An 18,635-nucleotide genomic window follows, 5' to 3' on the forward strand; every position below is an offset into this window, starting at 1 on the left:
ATCCTCGAGAAGTGTCCGCTCAGGCCGCGGAGGGTACATGGGCTGAAGGCGCGACGACGGCGATGAGCCGGTCGAGCTCGGATTGGTTGCGGGCGGTGCCGCGCACATAGCGATCGGGGCGAACGAGCGCGGCGATGATGCCGTGCTCGCGCAGCCAGCCGCCGACGGCTTTCGCATCGTCGCTGGTCAGGACCTTGATCCCCGCCTGCGAAAGCGCGAGAGGCGATGACAGCGCCGCCGCCGTCTCGACCAGCAGCACGTGGCTGTAGCCGGTCCGGTCGTCGCTGCGGCTATCGTCGGACAAGGTGAACTGCGGCGCCAGATGTCCGGCCAGCGGCAGGTCCGCGGATACGAGCCCGGGGCCGAGCAGCGGCTTCTTCACCTCGAGCTTCACGGGCGCGTTCTCGCGAGCCTCGCCGGCGGCAAGGCCGGCCTCGATCGCCTTGGTATTGATGACGCCGCCAAGTCGGATGGCCAGCTCGATGAATTCCCGCACGTGCGGCAGACGTTCGCTCTGGTAGGTGTCGAGCAGATCGGGCGCCGCGCCGCCCTCGATCACGCTCGCCAGCTTCCAGGCGAGGTTTGCGGCATCGCGGATGCCGGCGCACATGCCCTGGCCGAGGAAGGGCGGGGTCTGGTGCGCGGAATCGCCCGCGAGCAGCAATCGTCCGTTGCGCCATCGCTGCGCGATGACGGAATGAAACGTGTAGACCGAAGCGCGCTCGATCTCGGCATCCTCCGGCGTGATCCAGCGTGACAGCAGCTCCCATACTTTCGCCGGCTGCGCTACATCGTTCGAATCTTCGTCCGGGAGCACCGTGATCTCCCAGCGCCGCCGCGTGCCGGTGCCGCGCACATAGGTCGCCGGACGGGCGGGATCGCAATGCTGGAGGCTGTAATCGCCGAGATCGTCGCGCGGCCACTTGAGCAGGGCGTCGATCACCAGCCACCGCTCGTGAAAGCCGAGATCGTCCATGCCGGAGCCGATGAAGCGGCGCACCAGCGAGCGGGCGCCGTCGCAGCCGATCACATAGCACGCGCGAACCTCGCAGAGCCTGCCGTTCGAGAGGTCCTCGTAGCGGACGCGCACGCCGGTCTCGTCCTGATCGAGCGCGAACACGTCGCAGCGGTTGCGCAAGCTGACGTGTGGCCAGCGGGCGAGCCCGCCGATGAGCACGTCCTCGAGATCCGGCTGGTGGAAGCGGTAGCTGAGATGCCAGCCCATCGGCGTCAGCGTGCGTGGGCGGGACCAATCCAGCAGCATCTTGCCGTTGGCGTCCAAGAACAGCATGCCGGGACTGAGGATGACATGCGGCAGGATCGCGTCGGCAAGCCCGATGGTCTGAAACACGCGCATGCATTCGTCGTCGAAATGCACGGCCCGCGGCAGATGATAGGTCCGCGCCTCGCGCTCCAGCACGAGCGTCCGCACGCCGCAAAGGCCGAGCAGGTTGGCGAGCGTGGCGCCGACCGGGCCGCGGCCAACGATCACGACGTCGAAGTCATCAGCGGTGGATTGATCTTGCATGGGCCATCTCTTCCCGAAGCGGTGCCGGTCCTTCAACGCCGGCGCGCCAAGTGTCCGCCCAGCGGACGACCTGCCCCAAGCCCGTCTTGTCCGCCAGCCGGACATTTCCGCAATGAGGCTACGTCCGGCGGGCCTGCCTTGGCTACTTAGGGTCGGGAAAAAAAGTGCAGGGTTGTCGATCCGGGCAGCCGCGGAGGAAACGACGATGCTGAAATGCGCGGGAATGGCGTACCTTGCCATCCAATTGTTCGTGGCGCCGGCTTTGGCTGCCGACATCAACGTGGGAATCCTGCTGTCCACGACCGGTCCGGCCGCGGCGATCGGCAATGCCGAGCGCAACGGGGCCAGCTTTGGCGCTACCGAAATCGCGGGCCACAAGGTCAACTATCTTTTCCTCGACGAAGCCTCTGATAGCACCGCCGCCGTCGCCGCGATGCGAAAGCTGTTCCAGGGCAGCAACATCGATATCCTGGTCGGTCCGACCACGACGCCCGGATCTTTCGCGGTGATCGATCCCGCCGTGGAATACCGGCTTCCGGTCATTACGCTGGCCCCCGTCAACGCTCTGGTGGCGCCGGTCGATGCGCGCAAGCGCTGGATATTCAAGACCACCACCAACGACGATCACGAAGCGGCGCCGTTGTTCGCGCACATGAAGAAGAGCGGTGTCAAGAAGCTCGCTTTGATCGGCTTCGGCGACTCCTACGGCGACGCCTGGAGCAAGGTCAGTGCGGAGATGAGCGCGGCCGCGGGGATCGCGCTCGTCGCCGACGAGAAATATGCACGGACCGACAACACCGTCGTCGGACAGATTCTCAAGATCGTGGCCGCCAATCCCGACGCCGTCCTCATTGCAGCCTCCGGCGCGCCTGCGGCGCTGCCGCTGCTTCAGCTTCGCGAGAAGGGGTTTGCCGGCAAGGTGTACGGCACGCTCGGCGCCACCTTCGGAGATTTCCGCAAGCTCACGGGGGCTCAGGGCGACGGCATCTTCGTGCCGCTCAGCCCGGCCGTCGGCGCCGCCTCGTTGCCGGACGAACATCCCGCCAAGCAGGCCGCGCTGGAGTTCATTCAGCGCTACGAAGCCAAGTTCGGTCCGGGAAGCCGCAACATCTTTGCGGGATCCGCCTATGATGCCCTGCTGTTGATTGAGCGTGCCGCACCCGCCGCGCTCAAGGCCGGCGCGCCCGGAACGGCCGAATTTCGCGAGGGCCTCCGCAGCGCGATCGAAGGCCTCAAAGGCCTGGCCGGCTCCCGCGGTGTCTACAATTACGGACCGAATGACCACACCGGCCTCGACCAGAGCGCGTTGACGCTGGGCCGGCTTGAGAAGGGCGAATGGGTGGCCGTGCCCTGAGGGGTACCTCGGGACGGCAGGGAGAATGAAGGATGCCGGCAGTTTCCGGACAACCCATTTACGACGTCGATCTCTACAGCGACGAGGTCCTGCGCGACCCGTATCCCCACTATAGAGCCCTGCGCGAACTGGGCGCCGTGGTCTGGCTGCCGCGTAACGATCTTCATGCGGTGGCCCGCTTCGAGGACGTCCGCGCGGCGCTGCGAAACCCGGCCGTGTTCTCCTCGGCGGAAGGGGTTGCCGCCAACGATCACGTCAACACCATTTCACGCGGCACGACGCTGGCGAGCGATGCGCCGTTGCATGATCGGCTTCGTGCGATCATAGCGGCGCCGTTGCTGCCGCGGGCGCTGGAGGAGATTGCGCCCGCGATCAGAACGGAGGCGCGCCGGCTCGTCGACGAACTGGTCGCGCGCGGCCAGTTCGATGCGGTCTCGGATCTGGCTCAGCACTTGCCGCTGACGATCGTCTCCAAGCTCGTGGGTCTGGAGGATCATGGCCGCAGCAGCATGCTGCGCTGGGCTGCCGCGACCTTCAACGTGCTCGGCAGCATGAATGCGCGGGCTTGTACGGCGCTGAAGGACGTTCAGGAGATGCGTGCCTATCTCGGCGGAGACGAGATCAGGAGCCGCCTGAGGCCCGGCAGCTGGGGCGACCGCATCTTCGCCGCCGCGGACCGCGGCGAGGTCGAGCCGGAGCGCTGTCCGGTGTTGATGCGGGACTATCTTGGCCCGAGCCTGGATACGACCATATTCGCTACGGCCAATCTCGTCCTGCTGTTCGGCCGGCATCCCGCGCAATGGCATCTGGTCCGCGAGGATCCGGCCCTGATCCCGAATGCGATCAACGAGGCGCTGCGGCTGGAATCGCCGGTGCGAGGGTTCACGCGCCATCTCGCGGCCGATGCCACGATCGGCGATTTGACCATTCCGCGCGAGAGCCGCCTGCTGCTGCTCTACGCATCAGCCAATCGCGACGAGCGCAAATGGCAGGATCCGGAACGCTTCGACGTGAAGCGCCGCGCCAACGACCATCTCGGCTTCGGCAACGGCACGCACATGTGCGCAGGCCTGCATCTGGCCAGGCTGGAGATGACGGCACTGCTCGAAGTGCTTGTGGAGCGTGTGGCCGGTTTCGAGATCGGCGAACCCGTGCTGGCGCTCAACAACGTGCTGCGTGGCCTCGCTTCCTTGCCGGTTCGGGTGAAACGGGCATAGCCCGCGGGTTGTCGATTTCGGCGTTCCAAGTTCAGGCTCCGACGTCGATGGCTGCTGCGGCGCTGCGGATCGGATCGACAAAGGTTGCGACGGCTTCCTCGATCCCCAGCGCCGAGCGGATCCAGATGATCGAAATGCAGCCGAATACGGTGCCGTCCCGCACGATCGCAACGGCGATCGAAGCGGTTTTGGGATTGTATTCGCCCTCACTGCGGATCGCGTATCCCCGCGCGGCAGTCTCGGCGATCATGCGGTCGAGCCGGCCCTGATCGAGGAAGGGCCGATCCTCGGCCTCGTCGATCCGACGCAGATGATTGAGGATCAGTTCGCGTTCGCGCGGCGGGCAGGCGGCGAGATAGGCGCGGCCCGCGGACGTGCGCAGCATCGGCAGGCGCTTGCCGATCATGCCGCGGTCGATCGAGAGCGGGCTGCGCGAGTGCGTGGTCTCCTGCACCACCATCGCCGCGTTTTCATAGGTGGAGAGATCGACCGGCCAAACCAGCTTCTTGCTGAGATCGGCCAGATGAGGCGCCGCCGCCTGGCTGATCACCACGCCGGGATCGTAGCCGTCGCCGAGGCTGAGCGCGCGCCGGGTGACGCGAAATCGGTCGTCGCTGGCGCTGCGAGCGATATAGCCGAGTTCCTCCAGCGTTTCGAGCAGGCGGTAGACCGTCGGGCGGGGCAGGTCGAGTGCACGGGCGACATCGCCGGCGCGGATGCCTCCGGAGCGGTTGACCTCGTGCAGCACGTCGAGCCCGCGCTTGAAGGCGCGGACGCCCTCGGACTGTCGCGGCCGGCCGTTCGGCGTCCGCACCTTGGACACTTCCTATTTCCTCCCTTGTGGCACATCGCGGCGCGATTATTGTCATTGCGAACGCGAAGCGATTGCGGGGCGCCACCGTAAGATCGCGCGCGGCCGGTATCAAGCTCGCCGCGGCGGTGATCGCGATGCCTCCGGGAGGAATTCGATGGAAATCACCGCGCTCGGCTATATCGGTATCAGTTCATCCCAGCTGGAGCAGTGGAGCCGGATGGCGACCGGGCTGCTCGGCATGCAGCAGGTCGATCGCGGCGGCAAGATGCGCGCGTTCCGCATGGACGATCGCAAGCAGCGGCTGATCGTCGACGGCGGCAGCGATGGGGGCCTTGCGGTGATGGGCTGGGAGGTTCCTTCGACCGCCGAACTGGACCGGTTGGCGGGACGGCTGGAAAGCCACGGCATCAAGGTGGTCCGAGGCTCGCGCGCGCTCGCGGACGAGCGGCATGTCGCCGAACTGATCGCGTTTGTAGATCCCGCCGGCAACAGGCTGGAGGCGTTCTGTAAGCCGGAGCTTGCGAGCGAGCCGTTCAACCCGGGCCGTCCGATCTCGGGCTTCCGCACCGGCGCGCTCGGCATGGGGCACGTCGTGCTCAATGTGGAGGATGTCGAGCAGCTCTTGCCGTTCTATCGCGACGTGCTCGGTTTTCACGTGTCCGATTTCGGACTGAAGCCCTACGGGCTCTATTTCTTCCACGTCAACGGCCGCCACCACTCCTTTGCGATGGTCGGCTCCGGGCGCAAGGCGATGCATCACTTCATGGTCGAGCTCGGCAGCCTCGACGATGTCGGGCAAGGCTACGACCTCGCGCAGATGGACGAGGGGCGCGTGGCCTACACGCTGGGCCGGCACACCAATGACCACATGACCTCGTTCTACGTGAACACGCCGTCCGGCTTCTTCATCGAATATGGCTGGGGCGCGCGCGTGATCGATCCCGAGACCTGGCAGCCGCACGAGACCTTCGACGGCCCGTCGCTGTGGGGGCACGAGCGGCTCCACATGCCGGAAGAGCAACGCAAACGATTGCGCGACATGCGGCTCGATGCTGCCGCGCGCGGCGTGCGCGTCGCCGACCCGCGCGTGCCGCCGCTGAACTGCGCTTGGCTGGATTCGGTGGTCGCGCGCGAATGATGCTGGAACATTTTCGGGTCTGATTGAATCAGAACCGAAGCTCTACATTCTTGTCTTGACGCGTCTTCTTCACCCGACAGCTCGCTCGAAACCGCTCTAGAACGGTAGCGAACCGCGCAACTTGTAAGTCAGCACGGACGTATGGCTTCCGAGACCGCCGAGTTCGCCTCCGAATCCAATCGTTCCGCCATTGTTGAATTTCATGTCCAGGCCGGCGGCCACGCGCGCCGACCATCCCTGCAGCAACAGGGGAATTGTCGGAACGCCGGCCACGGCCGCCTGGTTGCCGGTGAAGTAATAGTCGCCATAAACGCCGGCATAGGGGGCGAACGAAGTCGCGGACGACCATGCGAAGGGATAGCTGACGCGGGTGCCCGCGCTGGCCCGCCCCGTTGAGAAGCTGTAGCTCGGCTGCGCGATACCGAGGCTGTCGACATAGGCGTCGTCACGCTCCCACAGCGCATACAGCTTTGCCAAAGGCTGCAGCAAGAAGCCCCGGACCTCATAGGTGCCGGTCAGGCCGCCTGATGCCAGCCATCGCGCGCCCCGGAAAGTGGCGGAGGCCGTGCCGGCCGTGTCGTTGTAGCCAATGGCCGAACGGCCCAGCATCATGTCGAACCTCATGTCGGGAGCCAGCTGCCAGCCGAGATAGCCGCCGACCGTCCAGCCATCGCCCTTGAGCCGGCTGTTCAACGCATCTGAATTGAAATCCAGGTGTTCGAAGCCGCCAAATCCGCCGATGACGAGGTCCGCCCCCAATCTGCGCGTGAGGCCTGCCGTGACGTTGAGCTGATTGCCGCGGAGGTCCGTGCCGGGCGCATGATTGCTGAAGCTGATCCCGCGGACATCGACCCACGCCAGCCAGTCCGGCGGCGGCGCCCTCGGCGGAGTCCTTGGCGGAGCCCTGGTGATGCCGGAATAGCCGAGCGCGGAGAACCCGTGCTCGACCAAATTGCTGGTGGTGCGGTCAGGCGCGGCCATGAACTCCCTGACGCGGCTGTCCGCTGCCGATCCGCCTGCTTGCCAACCGCCGGCTGGTGGGACGGCAGGACCCTCGGCGGCAAAATTGTAAGTGAAGCCGCTGCCGTTCGGCGTCACCGCCTGCACGTTTCCGCTAAAAGCATTGTCGATCGCGTTGCTGACGGCGCCGGAGATAATCTGACCGGAGAGCTGCGCAGATTGCTGGGCAGCGAGAATCTGCATCTGCCGCAGTCTGATGCTGTCGGCGGGGATGGCGACCGATTGCTGCAGGACGGCCGAGCTGCTGGCCGCGTTGTTCGCGTTGCCATTGTACCTGGCGGTGATGGCGTGGTTGCCCAGGGAAAGCGACGACGTGGTGAACGTCGCGGTGATGCCGGCCAAACTGACGGTGCCGAGCTGGCTGCCGCCATCACTGAAGGTCACCGTGCCGGACGGCGACGAGCCGCCGCTGACGGTCGCCGTAAACGTCACTGGCTGGCCGAGCACGCTCGGATTGACCGAGGAGTGCAACGACGTCGTGGTCGTCGTCGTCGCAATCGTGCCGCTGCTTGCAGCGGTCGCGGTCTGCGCAATGGGCGCCGTGCTGTCGGTGACCGTGATGGTATAGCTGAAAAGACCCGGGGTCGTCGGCGTGCCCGACACGGTGCCGGTCGACGGGTTGAGGGACGTGCCGGCCGGGAGCGAGCCGGACCCGAGAGAATAGGTGTAGGGTGTGGTGCCGCCGCTGGCGACGTTGGTCTGCGAATAACTCTGACCGACTTGCGTGGTGGCGGATGCTGCCGACGTCATGGTGAGAGTCACAGGAGTGATCGTGCCCGTGGTTGAGGCCTGCGCATTCGCCGCGCCAGCGTCGGTGACCCTGATGATATAGCTGAAAGCCCCTTGGGTGGTCGGCGTGCCCGACACGGTGCCGGTCGCGGTATCGAGTGACGTGCCGGCCGGGAGCGAGCCGGACGCGAGCGAATAGGTATAGGGCGTGCTGCCCCCACTGGCGACGTTGGTCTGCGAGTAGTTCTGACCGACCTGCGCGATGATGGACGCTGTCGCCACGATGGCGAGAGCCCCTGGCGCGATGGTGCCGCTGGATGAAGTCTGCGCCGTCGCCGAGCCGGCGTCGGTGACCTTGATCGTGTAACTGAAAGGCCCCTGGGTGGTCGGCGTGCCCGATACGGTGCCGTTCGACGTGTCGAGCGACGTGCCGGCCGGGAGCGAGCCGGACGCAAGCGAAAAGACGTAGGGCGTCGTGCCGCCGCTGGCAATGTTGGTCTGCGAATAGGCTTGGCCGACCTGTGCCGCTGCGGACGGGTTCGCCGTCAGGGAGAGGGCCGGCGCGATCGTGCCGTTGCTGGAGGCCTGTGCCGCCGACGAGCCAGCGCCGGTCACCCGGATGGCGTAGTTGAAAGCGCCTTGGGTGGTCGGCGTGCCCGACACGGTACCGGTCGCCGGGTCGAGATTAGTCCCGCCAGGGAGGGAGCCGGACGCAAGAGAATAGCTGTAGGGCGTAGTGCCTCCGGTGGCGGCATTGGTCTGCGAATAGGGCACGCCGACTTGTGCGGTTGCGGATGGGGTCGCCGTGAGGGTGAGGACGGGCGCGATCGTACCGCTGCTTGAGGCCTGGCTAACGGCAGAGCCTGCGTCGGTCACCTGAATGGTGTAGTTGAAAAATCCCTGGCTGGACGGCGTGCCCGATACCGTGCCAGTCGATGGGTCGAGCGTGGTGCCGCTCGGCAACGCCCCGCTTGCCAGAGAAAAGGTCAGAGGCGTCGTACAAAGGCTGGCCGTGTTGGCCTGCGAATAGCTCACCCCCACCTCCGTGAACGCCGAAGGGGACGATGTCAGGGTACATTGCGCGTTGGCGGCGATCGTGCATCCGACGACAAAGAAGAAGATCAGCGCGACATGCAGGCAGATTTCGGTCAGCCATCGTGGCTGAATCCGGTTGATGCTCGGCCAATCCCATCGGACCAACGGACACCGGTTCGATAAGACAATCGATCTACGCATGGACTGCGAAATGAATTCCCAGAAACTGCAACGGGATTTCTAGTTCAGTTCCGCATGCGCGCGCAACAGAATCGGCTTCGCCGCGTCCGTGTCCTGGTGTTTTCTCGCCCTTGTCGCAAAAATGCTGCACCTCGCGTCCCCAATCAGGCGCGGGACGCGTGCTAAATTTGGCGGCACCATGGGGCGAGGTGCTGCAAATCATTCGGTTGATTCCGCGGATTTCTCCGTCGCTCAGAGAAAATCGCGCATCACTGGATCATGTCGCGCTTGAATGATCCGGCTTTGCCTCAGGCTCGCCCGAGATCGAGCTCCGTCAACAATCCCTGACGAAGTGCCAGCCGGACCAGTTCGATGTCGGAGCCGACGCCGAGCTTGTCCTTGATCAGGGAATGCAGGTTCGCAACCGTCTTCGGGCTGACATGGAGCGTCTCGGCGATCTCCTCCGTCGTGTTCTCGGCGAGCAGCAGCCGCAGCACCTCGAATTCGCGCGGCGTCAGCACGTCGGCGGCCGAGCTTTCGCCGCTGATGCGGCTGAGCGCAAGCTCGTGGTCGATGTCGGGGCTGATGGCGATCTTGCCGGCGAGCACGTCCTTGACCGCGCGCACCAGGGTCTCGGGCGGACTGGTCTTGGTGACGTAACCCCTCGCGCCGGCGCGGATCGCCTGCACGGCAAAGCCGGCATTCTCATGCATGGTGAAGACCAGGATCCGTGCCGCCTTGTCCCACTGCCTGATGCGCCTGACGGCCTCGATGCCGCCGATGCCGGGCATGCTGAGGTCCATGATGACAAGGTCGGGCGCCTCGGACTTGTACAGGCGATAGGCTTCCGCGCCATCACCCGCCTCGGCGATGACACGCAGGCCCGGCTGTTTCTGCAGCACGGCGCGATAGCCCTCGCGGACGACGGAGTGGTCGTCGACCAGCAGGATGGTCGTATCAGCCGCGCTCATGCCGCGTGCCCCAGCGCCTGCCGATCGGCGGGCACGAGCGGAATGAACACACGCAGGGCCGAGCCGTGAGGGCTGGTCTCGAAACTCAGGTGGCCGCGAAGTGCGGCGACACGCTCGCGCATGCCGAGCAGGCCCATGCCCGATTTGGCGGAAGCCTCGTTAGGGCCGCCGTCGTCCTCGACCACGAGGGCAATCTCGCTTTCAGTCGCCGTCAGATGCAGGCTGACCCGTGTTGCTTCGGCGTGCTTGGCCGCATTGGTGAGCGCCTCCTGCACGATACGGTAGAGATTGGCGCTGACGGACGCCGGTACGCTTTCGAAGGCGCCTTCGAACCGGATGTCGAAGCGGGTCTGGCCGCGGCTGCGGCCGTTCCATCCCGACACCAGACCTTCGAGGCTCGCGACCAGGCCGAGCTCGTCGACGTCGGGCGGCCGCAGCCGGAACAGCGCACCGCGCAGCGACTCCATCATGCCGGTCGCGGTCCGGGCGATGCCGTCGCACTCTCCCAGCAGATCGGGGCAGTCCTGCGCCGCAGTCTGGCGGGCGGATGCGGCAAGCGCGCGGATCGCGGCGAGCGACTGGCCGAACTCGTCGTGCAATTCGCGGGCGAGATGGCGGCGCTCCTCGTCCTGAAGCGCGATCAGCTTTCGCGTCAGATCGTTGCGTTCGGCAAGTGCCGTATCGAGACTTTCGGCGAGATGGTTGAAGACGTCGCGGATGGTGGAGAGCTCGGCGAGGTCGAAAGGCGGCAGCCGCGCGGTGAGATCGCCGGCGGCGATGCGCTCGAGTCCGTCGCCGATCATGCGGGTGGGGCGCAGGGCGCGCGCGAGTGCGGCATAGACCAGAGCGCAGAGCAGCGGCAACGCGATCGCGAGCGCGATCATCAATCGCCCGGCCTCGTGCCACGCCTCCGCCGTCTGCACCGAAGGATCGACCGAGACCACGGTCTCGCCGAGCTTGTTTCCCCGCACGATGACCGGGCGTGCCGCCTCTCGGCCCGGATCGAACAGGCTGCGGTAAAACGCGGCGAAGGCCTGCGGCGGCGCCTTCGCCGGTGCAGGCGCGCCGCTACAGAAGCGCTGGAGGATGTCGCCGCTGGTGCCGCGGAATGCCAGACACAGGCCGGGCGTCATGACATAGGCAGAAACAGGATCGAGGTTGGGAAAGTCCGCGCGCGGGCTGGCGACCCACTGAACCTTGCCCTGTTGCAGCTCGAGCGATTTCGCCACGATGGCGGCGATGCCGTCGATGCGCGCCTGCGCAGCACGGTCGGCCGATACGAGGAAGTAGGCGGAGATCGCGGCGAAGCAGGCGGCCGAGATCGCGGCCACGCGCAGCGTCAGACGGACCTTGAGATCGAATCTCGGATTCCACATCGGCGGCACCTGGTGCGAACGGGGCTGTCGCTCCCCGCATTAAAGGGCAGAACGCAGGGTGCGGGAAGCGTTCCCGCTTCGCCGCAGTGCAACGTCGGGAAATTTTCCCGGTATCCGGCGGGATGATCGCAGCTGCATGGCCTTCGTCGTGCGACCAGATGTGCCAAAACTCCGTCCTGGAAGGTTCGTTCATGCACCGCCGTCGGCTGATTATCTCTGCCATTCTCCTGTTCGTCCTCTCTTGTTCGCCAGTCGTTGCCGGGGCCCCCGTTGGCGTTGCCGTGGACGATTTCAGCTATAGCGACACATCGGGCGAACCAACCGATCAGACCGCCGCCCACGCGCGGCGGCTGGCGGCGTTCATGGCTGCCCTTCGAAGGGATATTGGTGCCGATCCGCGCTATCGGCTGGTTCCGTCCGCGCAGGACGGCGCGGCGTTCAAGGTCATCGGCGGCATCCAGAAGACGAGCACGCTGGTGCAATGGGCCAAGGTCGCCGTGATCGACATCAGCGCCAGGAAGATCGTGATGGACAAGCTCTATTCCTTCCGCGGCGACAATGACGAAGCCTGGGAGCGTGCCGAAATATTCCTGTCCCGCGAGATCCTGGCTGCGCTCGCGACGGGGAAACTTTAGCCGTGGCTCGCTGCCGGCATTGGCGCACCGCAAATGGCTGGGCGGCCGCGTCCGGCGGCCGTTACCTGATGGCCGCAGCCAATGCCGCGATCAAAGCGGGCGGCGTCACAAGCAAGCCGAGCTTGAGAAATGGCCAGGCCCCGACCTCGATCTTCTCCCGCCGGAGCGCGACCAGCCAGAGGATGGTGGCGAGCGAGCCGGTGACCGACAGATTGGGGCCGAGATCGACGCCGATCAGGATGGCGCTGACGACGGGCGCCGGCAGGTGGTCGCTGGCGGCGACCGAGCCGGCGACGAGGCCGACCGGAAGATTGTTGGCGATGTTGTCGGCGAGCGCGGTCGCGAGGCCGACGCTCCAGGCGGCCTTCGGCACGGACTGCGCCACAGCCTGCTGCAGCAGCGTGCTGAGCTGCGCGATCACGCCGGTCTTCACCAGCGCTTCCACCATGACGAAGAGACCACCGACCAGCGGCAGCACGCTCCAGGAGACTCCGCGCAGCACCGGCAGGGGCGATTGCCGGTTGATCAGCAGCACGATGGCTGCCGTCGCCACGCCGCAGATGAAGGTCGGCAGGCCGAGCTGCCGGTCCAGCGCGGACGCGGTGACCAGCACGACCCCGATCGCAACGATGCCGACGGCCGTGAGCTTGCCGCCGCGTCCGAGCTCGGGATGCGGCACGCTGCGCGCAATCTTGTCCTCTTTCAGCGCGCGGTGCTGGGTCAGGCGCAGCACGACATAGGTCAGCACGATCGAAGCTGCCGAGGGCAGGGCGAACAGGCGCAGCCATTCGACCAGCGGGGGCATGCGAGCGCCGAACACGACCAGATTGGCTGGGTTCGAGATCGGCAGCACGAAGCTCGCGGCATTGGCGATGAAGGCGCACACGAACAGATAAGGCAGCGGCTTGGCGCCCGCCGCGCGCGTCGCGGCATAGACGGCCGGCGTCAGCACGATCGCAGTGGCATCGTTGGAGAGCAGCACGGTCACGATCGTGCCGACGAGGTAGATCAGCAGGAACAGCCGCTGTGGCGAGCCGCGTGCGTATTCCACGGCGAGCGCGGCGAGATAATCGAACAAGCCTTCGAGCCGGGCGAGCTCGGCGATCAGCATCATGCCGATCAGGAACAGATAGACGTCGACGCCTTTCTCGATTCCCGTCAGCGCGTCCCGCCACGGCAGCAGACCCAGCAGCACCAGGGCGCTGGCACCGATTGCGGCCCATATGGCCTCCGGCAGACGAAATGGCCGGATGATCACCCCTGCGGTCGCGACGGCGATGATGCTCCAGGCCCAGATGGCGTCAGACGGCACGGTCAGTCCTTGAGATGAACGAGTTCATTCGGCAGCGATAGCGGATGCCACCGCTGCTGTCTCCCCCTTGGGGCGGGAGGGACGATGCCGAGTCTCGGGCAGCGCGAGAAAGCAGACGGCTGCGCCGATCGCCGCGACGACGCCGAGGGTGATGAACGCCGCGCTGTAGCCCGCGCCGACCACGACGAAGCCGGCCAGCGTCGTCGACAGCGCCGCGCCAATGCTTTGGGCCGTGATGACCGCGCCTTGAGCGACGTTGAAGCGGCCGGTGTTGCGCATGAGATCGGCGACGATGACGGGGAAGATGGCGCCGAAGATTCCGGCGCCGACGCCGTCGAGCAACTGGACGCCGACCAGCCAGAACGGATTGTCGGAGAGCGTGTAGAGGGCGCCGCGAATCGGGAGGATCAAGAGCGCTGCAAGGAAGAATCGCTTGTGGCCCCAACGGTCGGCCCTGGCGCCGACCAGCATGGCGAACGGCACCATCACCAATTGCGCGGCGACAATGCAGGCCGACATCAGGCTGGTGCCCAGGTTCTTGTCCTGCAGCGCCAGTTTCTGCCCGACCAGCGGCAGCATTGCAGCGTTGGAGAGGTGGAACAGCAGCACGCAGATCGCGAAGACGAGCAGGGGACGGCAGGTGAGGAGCACGGCGAAGCCCGACGGCGTGTCCCGCTGCGCATCCGTCGTCGCATCGTGCAGCCCGCGGGCGAGGTCATGATCGATGGCGCGGGCTGGAATTGCGAGGATGCTGAGGAGGCTCGCGATCGCCATGGCGGCGAGGAGAAAGAAGACGACCGTCGGACCGAACCAATAGGCGGAGACGCCGGCCAGCGCGGCCGCGACCGCATTACCGGCATGGTTGAAGGTCTCGTTGCGACCGATCCGGCGGGTGAAGGCGGCATGGCCGAAGATGCCGAGCGAGACCGCGGCGATCGCGGGCGGAAACACCACGGCGGCGGCCTGCGCGATGCCTTGCGAGATCGCGACGGGGAGGAAGCTCGGAAACAACGGCAGCGACAGCGATGCCAGCGTCACCATGATTGCAGCCATCACCATGACAAGACGTTTCGCCCGGGTCGCATCGACCAGGGCGCCGGCCGGCGTCTGCGCCACGATGCCGGCGACGGTCGCGACCGACATCACGAGGCCGATGCGCGCCTCGTCCCAACGCTGCTCGGTGAGGAGGTAGACGGCGAGGTAGGGGCCGAGCCCGTCGCGGACGTCGGCAAGGAAGAAATTGGCCGCATCCAGCGCTCGGCCGGCGCGCCTTGCCTGATCGGGATTTTCGCTGGACATCGGGTTCTCGATCGAGGCTGTGAAGCGCGGCTGAAACTGCCGTCAGGCCGGCTTTGTTCCCGACTTTGAGCTTCACGTCTGTTGGATGGGGCGGGGTACTAATTGCTCGCAACGACGAGGGATGCGGCAACCCCGCGAGAACCTTACACTCACCTCGCCATCGATATCTTCTCCGTGATCGCCTTGCGCAGGATACGCGACAGCGACTCCACCGAATACGGCTTCTGGATCAGTTCGAAGCCGCGATGGGCGTTCTCGGCGAGCACGTTGCTGTAGCCGGAGGTGAGCACGACGGGCAGGCCCGGATAACGCTCGCGGATCACGCCCGCGAGCTCGACGCCGTTCATGCCGGGCATGATGACGTCGGAGAACACGAGGTCGACGGCAAACTCGTTTTCGCCAAGGATCGCCAGCGCCGCGCTCGCGTTCGCGACACGGCGCACGACATAGCCGAGATCCTCCAGCAGTTCGGTGGAGAAGCGTCCGACCTCGTCGTTGTCCTCGACCACGAGCACACGATGGCCGCGCCCGGTGGCTGCGGCCTCATGGGTCAGCGCCGCGGCAGCGTTGTCCGTCGCTGGGCTGTCCGCCTGCGGCAGATACAAGGTGAAGGTCGTGCCTTCACCTTGCCTGCTCGTCACCGCGATGTCGCCTTCGGACTGTTTTGCGAAGCCGAAGGCCTGGCTCAACCCGAGGCCGGTGCCCTTGCCGACCTCCTTGGTGGTGAAGAACGGCTCGAAGATCGCGTCGAGATGCTCCGGCGCGATGCCGCTGCCGGTGTCGCTGACGGAGATGGCGACGTAGGCGCCGCTGCGGGCCGGTTGCGCGCGCAGGCTCGGGATGCCCTGCACCTTGCGCACGGCGATGGTGAGGCGGCCTTCGCCGTCCATGGCGTCGCGGGCGTTGATCGCGAGGTTGATCAGCGCGGTCTCGAACTGGGCGATGTCGGCCACGGTGAAGCAATCGGCATCCTGAACCTCAACGTCGATCTCGATGCGGCTGCCGACGAGCGGCCGGACCAGCTGCGCCACGCCCTCGACCTGGCTGCCGACGTTGAAGATCTGCGGCTTCAGCGGTTGCCGCCGCGCGAACGCGAGAAGCTGCGCGGTCAGCTTGGAAGCGCGCTCGACCGTGTCGGAAATGGCGTCGACATAGCGGCGCCGCCGCTCCTCGGGCAGCTCGCGGCGGCGCAGGAAGTCCGTTGCCGAGCGGATGATGGTGAGGAGATTGTTGAAATCGTGCGCGACACCGCCGGTCAGCTGCCCGATCGCCTCCATCTTCTGCGACTGCCGCAGCGCGTCCTCGCCGCGACGGCGCTCGGTGATGTCGACGGCCTCGGGCACGGCGCCGGTGATGTTGCCGTGGCGGTCGAGCACGGGACGCATGCCGAAATCGAAATCGCGCTCGCCGATGGGCAGGCGCAGCCGCATCTCCAGGCGGACCGCTTCACCCTTCAGCACGGTGTCGAAGGCCTGGCGCACCAGCGCGCTCATGCCCTCCGTTTCGCTGAACCAGGGCGTCTCCCATAGCGGCTTTCCGATCACTTCCGAAGAGCTCGCCTTGATGCCGTCAAGCGCGGTCCTGTTGGCGTAGACCAGCTCCCCTCTCAGATTGACCAGCCCCTGATACTGATTGCTGGTCTCCAGCATCGCGCGCAGCCGGGCCTCGTTGGCTTCGAGCTCGGCGGTACGCTGGGCGATGCGTTCTTCCAGCGTCTCGTTGAGCTGCCGGAGCTCGATCTCCGCCTGCTTGGCGACGGTGATGTCGTGGGCGACCCCGATGAAGCCGATATGCTTGCCGGTCGGGTCCCAGCGCGGCTGCGATTCCGATCGCAGCCAGCGCCATTCGCCGCCGGCGTTCCTGTAGCGCGCTTCCAGCACGAAGGGCTTCAGGGAGGCTTCGCCCTCAACCGATTGCTGGAGCACGCGCGGCAGGTCGTCGGGATGCAGCACCTTACGCCAGTCGAAATCGATGGCCTGATCGTAGGGCAGGCCGACGAAATCGACATAGGCCTGGTTGGCGAAGGAGCGCCTGCGGTCGAGCTTGGTCACCCAGATCGGCACCGGCGCGCTGTCGGCGATCAGGCGAAAGCGTTCCTCACTCTCGCGCAGCGTTTCGCGCGCGAGCGCCTGGTCGGTGATGTCGATGTGGGCGCCGACGAGGCGGAGGGCGCGGCCATCCTTGTCGCGCTCGATCTTGGCGACGACCCGGATCCAGCGCGTCTCGCCGTCGCTCGGACGGATGATGCGGTATTCGGCAGTGTAATCCCCGCTCGTTCCGGCGAGAGCGTCCAGGAAATGCCTGACCGTCGCGTCCCGGTCCTCGGGATGGATGCGGTTGACCCAAGCCTCGTGCGTTTCGTCCGCCGCCTCGGGGGGCAGGCCGTGGATCATCAGATATTCGGGCGAACGGCGGTTCTTGAACCCCTCGCGGAAATCGACTTCGACGCCGCCGACCTTGCCTATGCGCTGGATCCGTGCGAGCTCGGCCTCGCGCTCCTGCAGCGCGCGATAGGCGTTGTCGCGCTCGCGCGCGACGTCTTCGAGGTGCTGGCGCAGCCTTTCGGCGGCGATGGTCTCAGGCAAGGGATCGTTCAAGGCATCGGCCATCATGCAAGTGAGCGCTTGCCGGACCGATATTCACACAGACGGGGCGTGATGACCATTGTTTAGAGGATAAATTGACGGGAAATGACTGCGCACATCCTCGGCGCCGAGAACTCCGCTAAGCAACGTCCGGTCTGTCAATTTGTTCCAGACGCTGGAACGATCCGCCGATCGAAGCGTCTTCGCGAGGCGCCAGTTTTCTCTTAATGCTCCCTTTCCAGAGAGGCCAGATCTTGAAGCTCTTTGTCTGCCAGGCCTGCGGCAATGTTCTCTATTTCGAGAACCGGGCCTGCGAACGCTGCGGCCACCGGGTCGCCTTCCTCCCGGAGAAGGAGACGATGTCGGCGATCGAGCCCGACGGGGAGGCCTGGAAAATCCTGGCCGACAAGGGTGAGAGCCGGATGCTGTGCCGAAACGCCGAATATGACGCCTGCAACTGGCTGACGGACGCCGGCGATACCACCGGTTATTGCCGCGCCTGCCGCCACAACGGCATCGTCCCGGATTTGTCCGACCCGGTTCAGCTTGCCGGCTGGCGCGAGCTGGAGGTGGCGAAACACCGTCTGTTCTATTCCCTGATCCGCTGGAAGCTGCCGCTCGAAACCCGGCAGGACAACCCCGAGCACGGCCTGATCTTCCATTTTCTTGCCGACGATCCCAACAGCGGGGAGAGGGTCATGACCGGCCACGACAACGGCCTGATCACGATCGCGCTCACCGAGACCGACGAGATCGAGCGCGAGCGGCGCAGGCTCGAGATGGGCGAGCCCTATCGGACGCTGCTCGGGCATTTCCGTCACGAGGTCGGGCACTATTTCTGGGATGTGCTGGTGCAGGGCGGCGGCAAGCTCGAGGAATGCCGTGCGGTCTTCGGTGACGATTCCACCGATTACGGGCAGGCCCTGCAGCGCCATTATGCCGAAGGCGCGCCGCCGGACTGGCAGCAGAGCTACGTCTCGGCCTACGCCACCATGCATCCCTGGGAAGACTTCGCCGAGACCTGGGCGCACTATCTCCACATCGTCGACACGCTGGAGATGGCCAGCGAGTTCGGGATGGAGGTGCGGCCCAAGGTCGATCGCGACGGGGAGTTGACGGCGCGCATCCGGTTCAATCCCTACGAGGCCAGGGACGTCCAGGCACTGATCGACGCATGGCTGCCCTTCACCTTCGCCATGAACAGCGTCAACCGCGCCATGGGCCTGCGCGACCTCTATCCCTTCATCCTGTCGCCCGCGGTGGTCGGCAAGCTGGGCTTCATCCATGACCTGGTCCGGGACGTGGCCAAGGCGGGGGAGCCCCAGGGAGCGGCGCTGCGTCCTTAGGTCTTCCCGAGCCCATTTCGGTCTTGCGCTGGTACGCCAGAGGCCCCGGATTTAGACCGTTGCCTCCAGCCCATTTTGATGTACCACGGGAGCCAC

12 protein-coding genes and 1 pseudogene are annotated in these 18,635 nt (G+C 65.9%); 5 read left to right on the forward strand and 8 right to left on the reverse strand.

Going from position 1 to position 18,635, the window contains the following annotated elements; translation table 11 throughout:
• Positions 1-19: 19 nt before the first annotated feature.
• Positions 20-1,528: a bifunctional 3-(3-hydroxy-phenyl)propionate/3-hydroxycinnamic acid hydroxylase MhpA gene (mhpA, locus tag AC3WLX_RS22725; protein WP_492337652.1), complete on the reverse strand. Its 1,509-nt coding sequence runs from the start codon at positions 1,526-1,528 to the stop codon at positions 20-22.
• Positions 1,529-1,733: 205 nt separating this feature from the next.
• Here mhpA and AC3WLX_RS22730 point away from each other — a divergent pair, with 205 nt between their 5' ends.
• Entirely contained in the window at positions 1,734-2,882 is a 1,149-nt protein-coding gene (locus AC3WLX_RS22730) for an ABC transporter substrate-binding protein (protein ID WP_492337653.1), read from the forward strand.
• A 32-nt stretch (positions 2,883-2,914) separates the two neighbouring features.
• Positions 2,915-4,099: a cytochrome P450 gene (locus AC3WLX_RS22735; protein ID WP_492337654.1), complete on the forward strand. Its 1,185-nt coding sequence runs from the start codon at positions 2,915-2,917 to the stop codon at positions 4,097-4,099.
• Positions 4,100-4,130: 31 nt separating this feature from the next.
• Here the strand turns inward: AC3WLX_RS22735 and AC3WLX_RS22740 are convergent, their stop codons facing one another.
• Positions 4,131-4,922, reverse strand: a complete 792-nt coding sequence (locus tag AC3WLX_RS22740) for a DNA-binding transcriptional regulator (protein WP_492337655.1) — start codon at positions 4,920-4,922, stop codon at positions 4,131-4,133.
• Between the two features lie 145 nt (positions 4,923-5,067).
• On the opposite strand from AC3WLX_RS22740, the gene AC3WLX_RS22745 reads away from it, so the two are divergent.
• Positions 5,068-6,051, forward strand: coding sequence for a VOC family protein (locus AC3WLX_RS22745; RefSeq protein WP_492337656.1), 984 nt, complete (start codon positions 5,068-5,070; stop codon positions 6,049-6,051).
• A gap of 96 nt (positions 6,052-6,147) precedes the next feature.
• Here the strand turns inward: AC3WLX_RS22745 and AC3WLX_RS22750 are convergent, their stop codons facing one another.
• From AC3WLX_RS22750 to AC3WLX_RS22760, 3 genes are all read right to left on the reverse strand, one after another.
• Positions 6,148-9,036: an autotransporter family protein gene (locus AC3WLX_RS22750; protein ID WP_492337657.1), complete on the reverse strand. Its 2,889-nt coding sequence runs from the start codon at positions 9,034-9,036 to the stop codon at positions 6,148-6,150.
• Between the two features lie 287 nt (positions 9,037-9,323).
• Entirely contained in the window at positions 9,324-9,986 is a 663-nt protein-coding gene (locus AC3WLX_RS22755; RefSeq protein WP_291620344.1) for a response regulator, read from the reverse strand.
• Positions 9,983-11,362, reverse strand: a complete 1,380-nt coding sequence (locus AC3WLX_RS22760) for a sensor histidine kinase (protein WP_492337658.1) — start codon at positions 11,360-11,362, stop codon at positions 9,983-9,985. Before AC3WLX_RS22760 ends, AC3WLX_RS22755 begins: the two co-directional genes overlap by 4 nt.
• A gap of 191 nt (positions 11,363-11,553) precedes the next feature.
• Between AC3WLX_RS22760 and AC3WLX_RS22765 the strand changes: the two are divergent.
• A pseudogene (locus AC3WLX_RS22765) lies at positions 11,554-11,985 on the forward strand (DUF2380 domain-containing protein); the annotation flags it as partial.
• A 73-nt stretch (positions 11,986-12,058) separates the two neighbouring features.
• Here AC3WLX_RS22765 and AC3WLX_RS22770 read toward each other — a convergent pair.
• The 3 genes from AC3WLX_RS22770 to AC3WLX_RS22780 form a co-directional block, all read right to left on the reverse strand.
• Entirely contained in the window at positions 12,059-13,309 is a 1,251-nt protein-coding gene (locus AC3WLX_RS22770; protein WP_492337659.1) for an arsenic transporter, read from the reverse strand.
• A gap of 24 nt (positions 13,310-13,333) precedes the next feature.
• Complete coding sequence (locus AC3WLX_RS22775; RefSeq protein WP_492337660.1) at positions 13,334-14,608, reverse strand: MFS transporter; 1,275 nt, start codon at positions 14,606-14,608, stop codon at positions 13,334-13,336.
• A gap of 149 nt (positions 14,609-14,757) precedes the next feature.
• Positions 14,758-17,220: a hybrid sensor histidine kinase/response regulator gene (locus tag AC3WLX_RS22780; RefSeq protein WP_492337661.1), complete on the reverse strand. Its 2,463-nt coding sequence runs from the start codon at positions 17,218-17,220 to the stop codon at positions 14,758-14,760.
• Between the two features lie 227 nt (positions 17,221-17,447).
• Between AC3WLX_RS22780 and AC3WLX_RS22785 the strand changes: the two genes are divergently transcribed.
• Positions 17,448-18,539, forward strand: coding sequence for a zinc-binding metallopeptidase family protein (locus AC3WLX_RS22785; RefSeq protein ID WP_492337662.1), 1,092 nt, complete (start codon positions 17,448-17,450; stop codon positions 18,537-18,539).
• The last annotated feature ends 96 nt before the right edge of the window (positions 18,540-18,635 follow it).

It is taken from the genome of Bradyrhizobium sp. FW305-F6 (genome assembly GCF_058782905.1).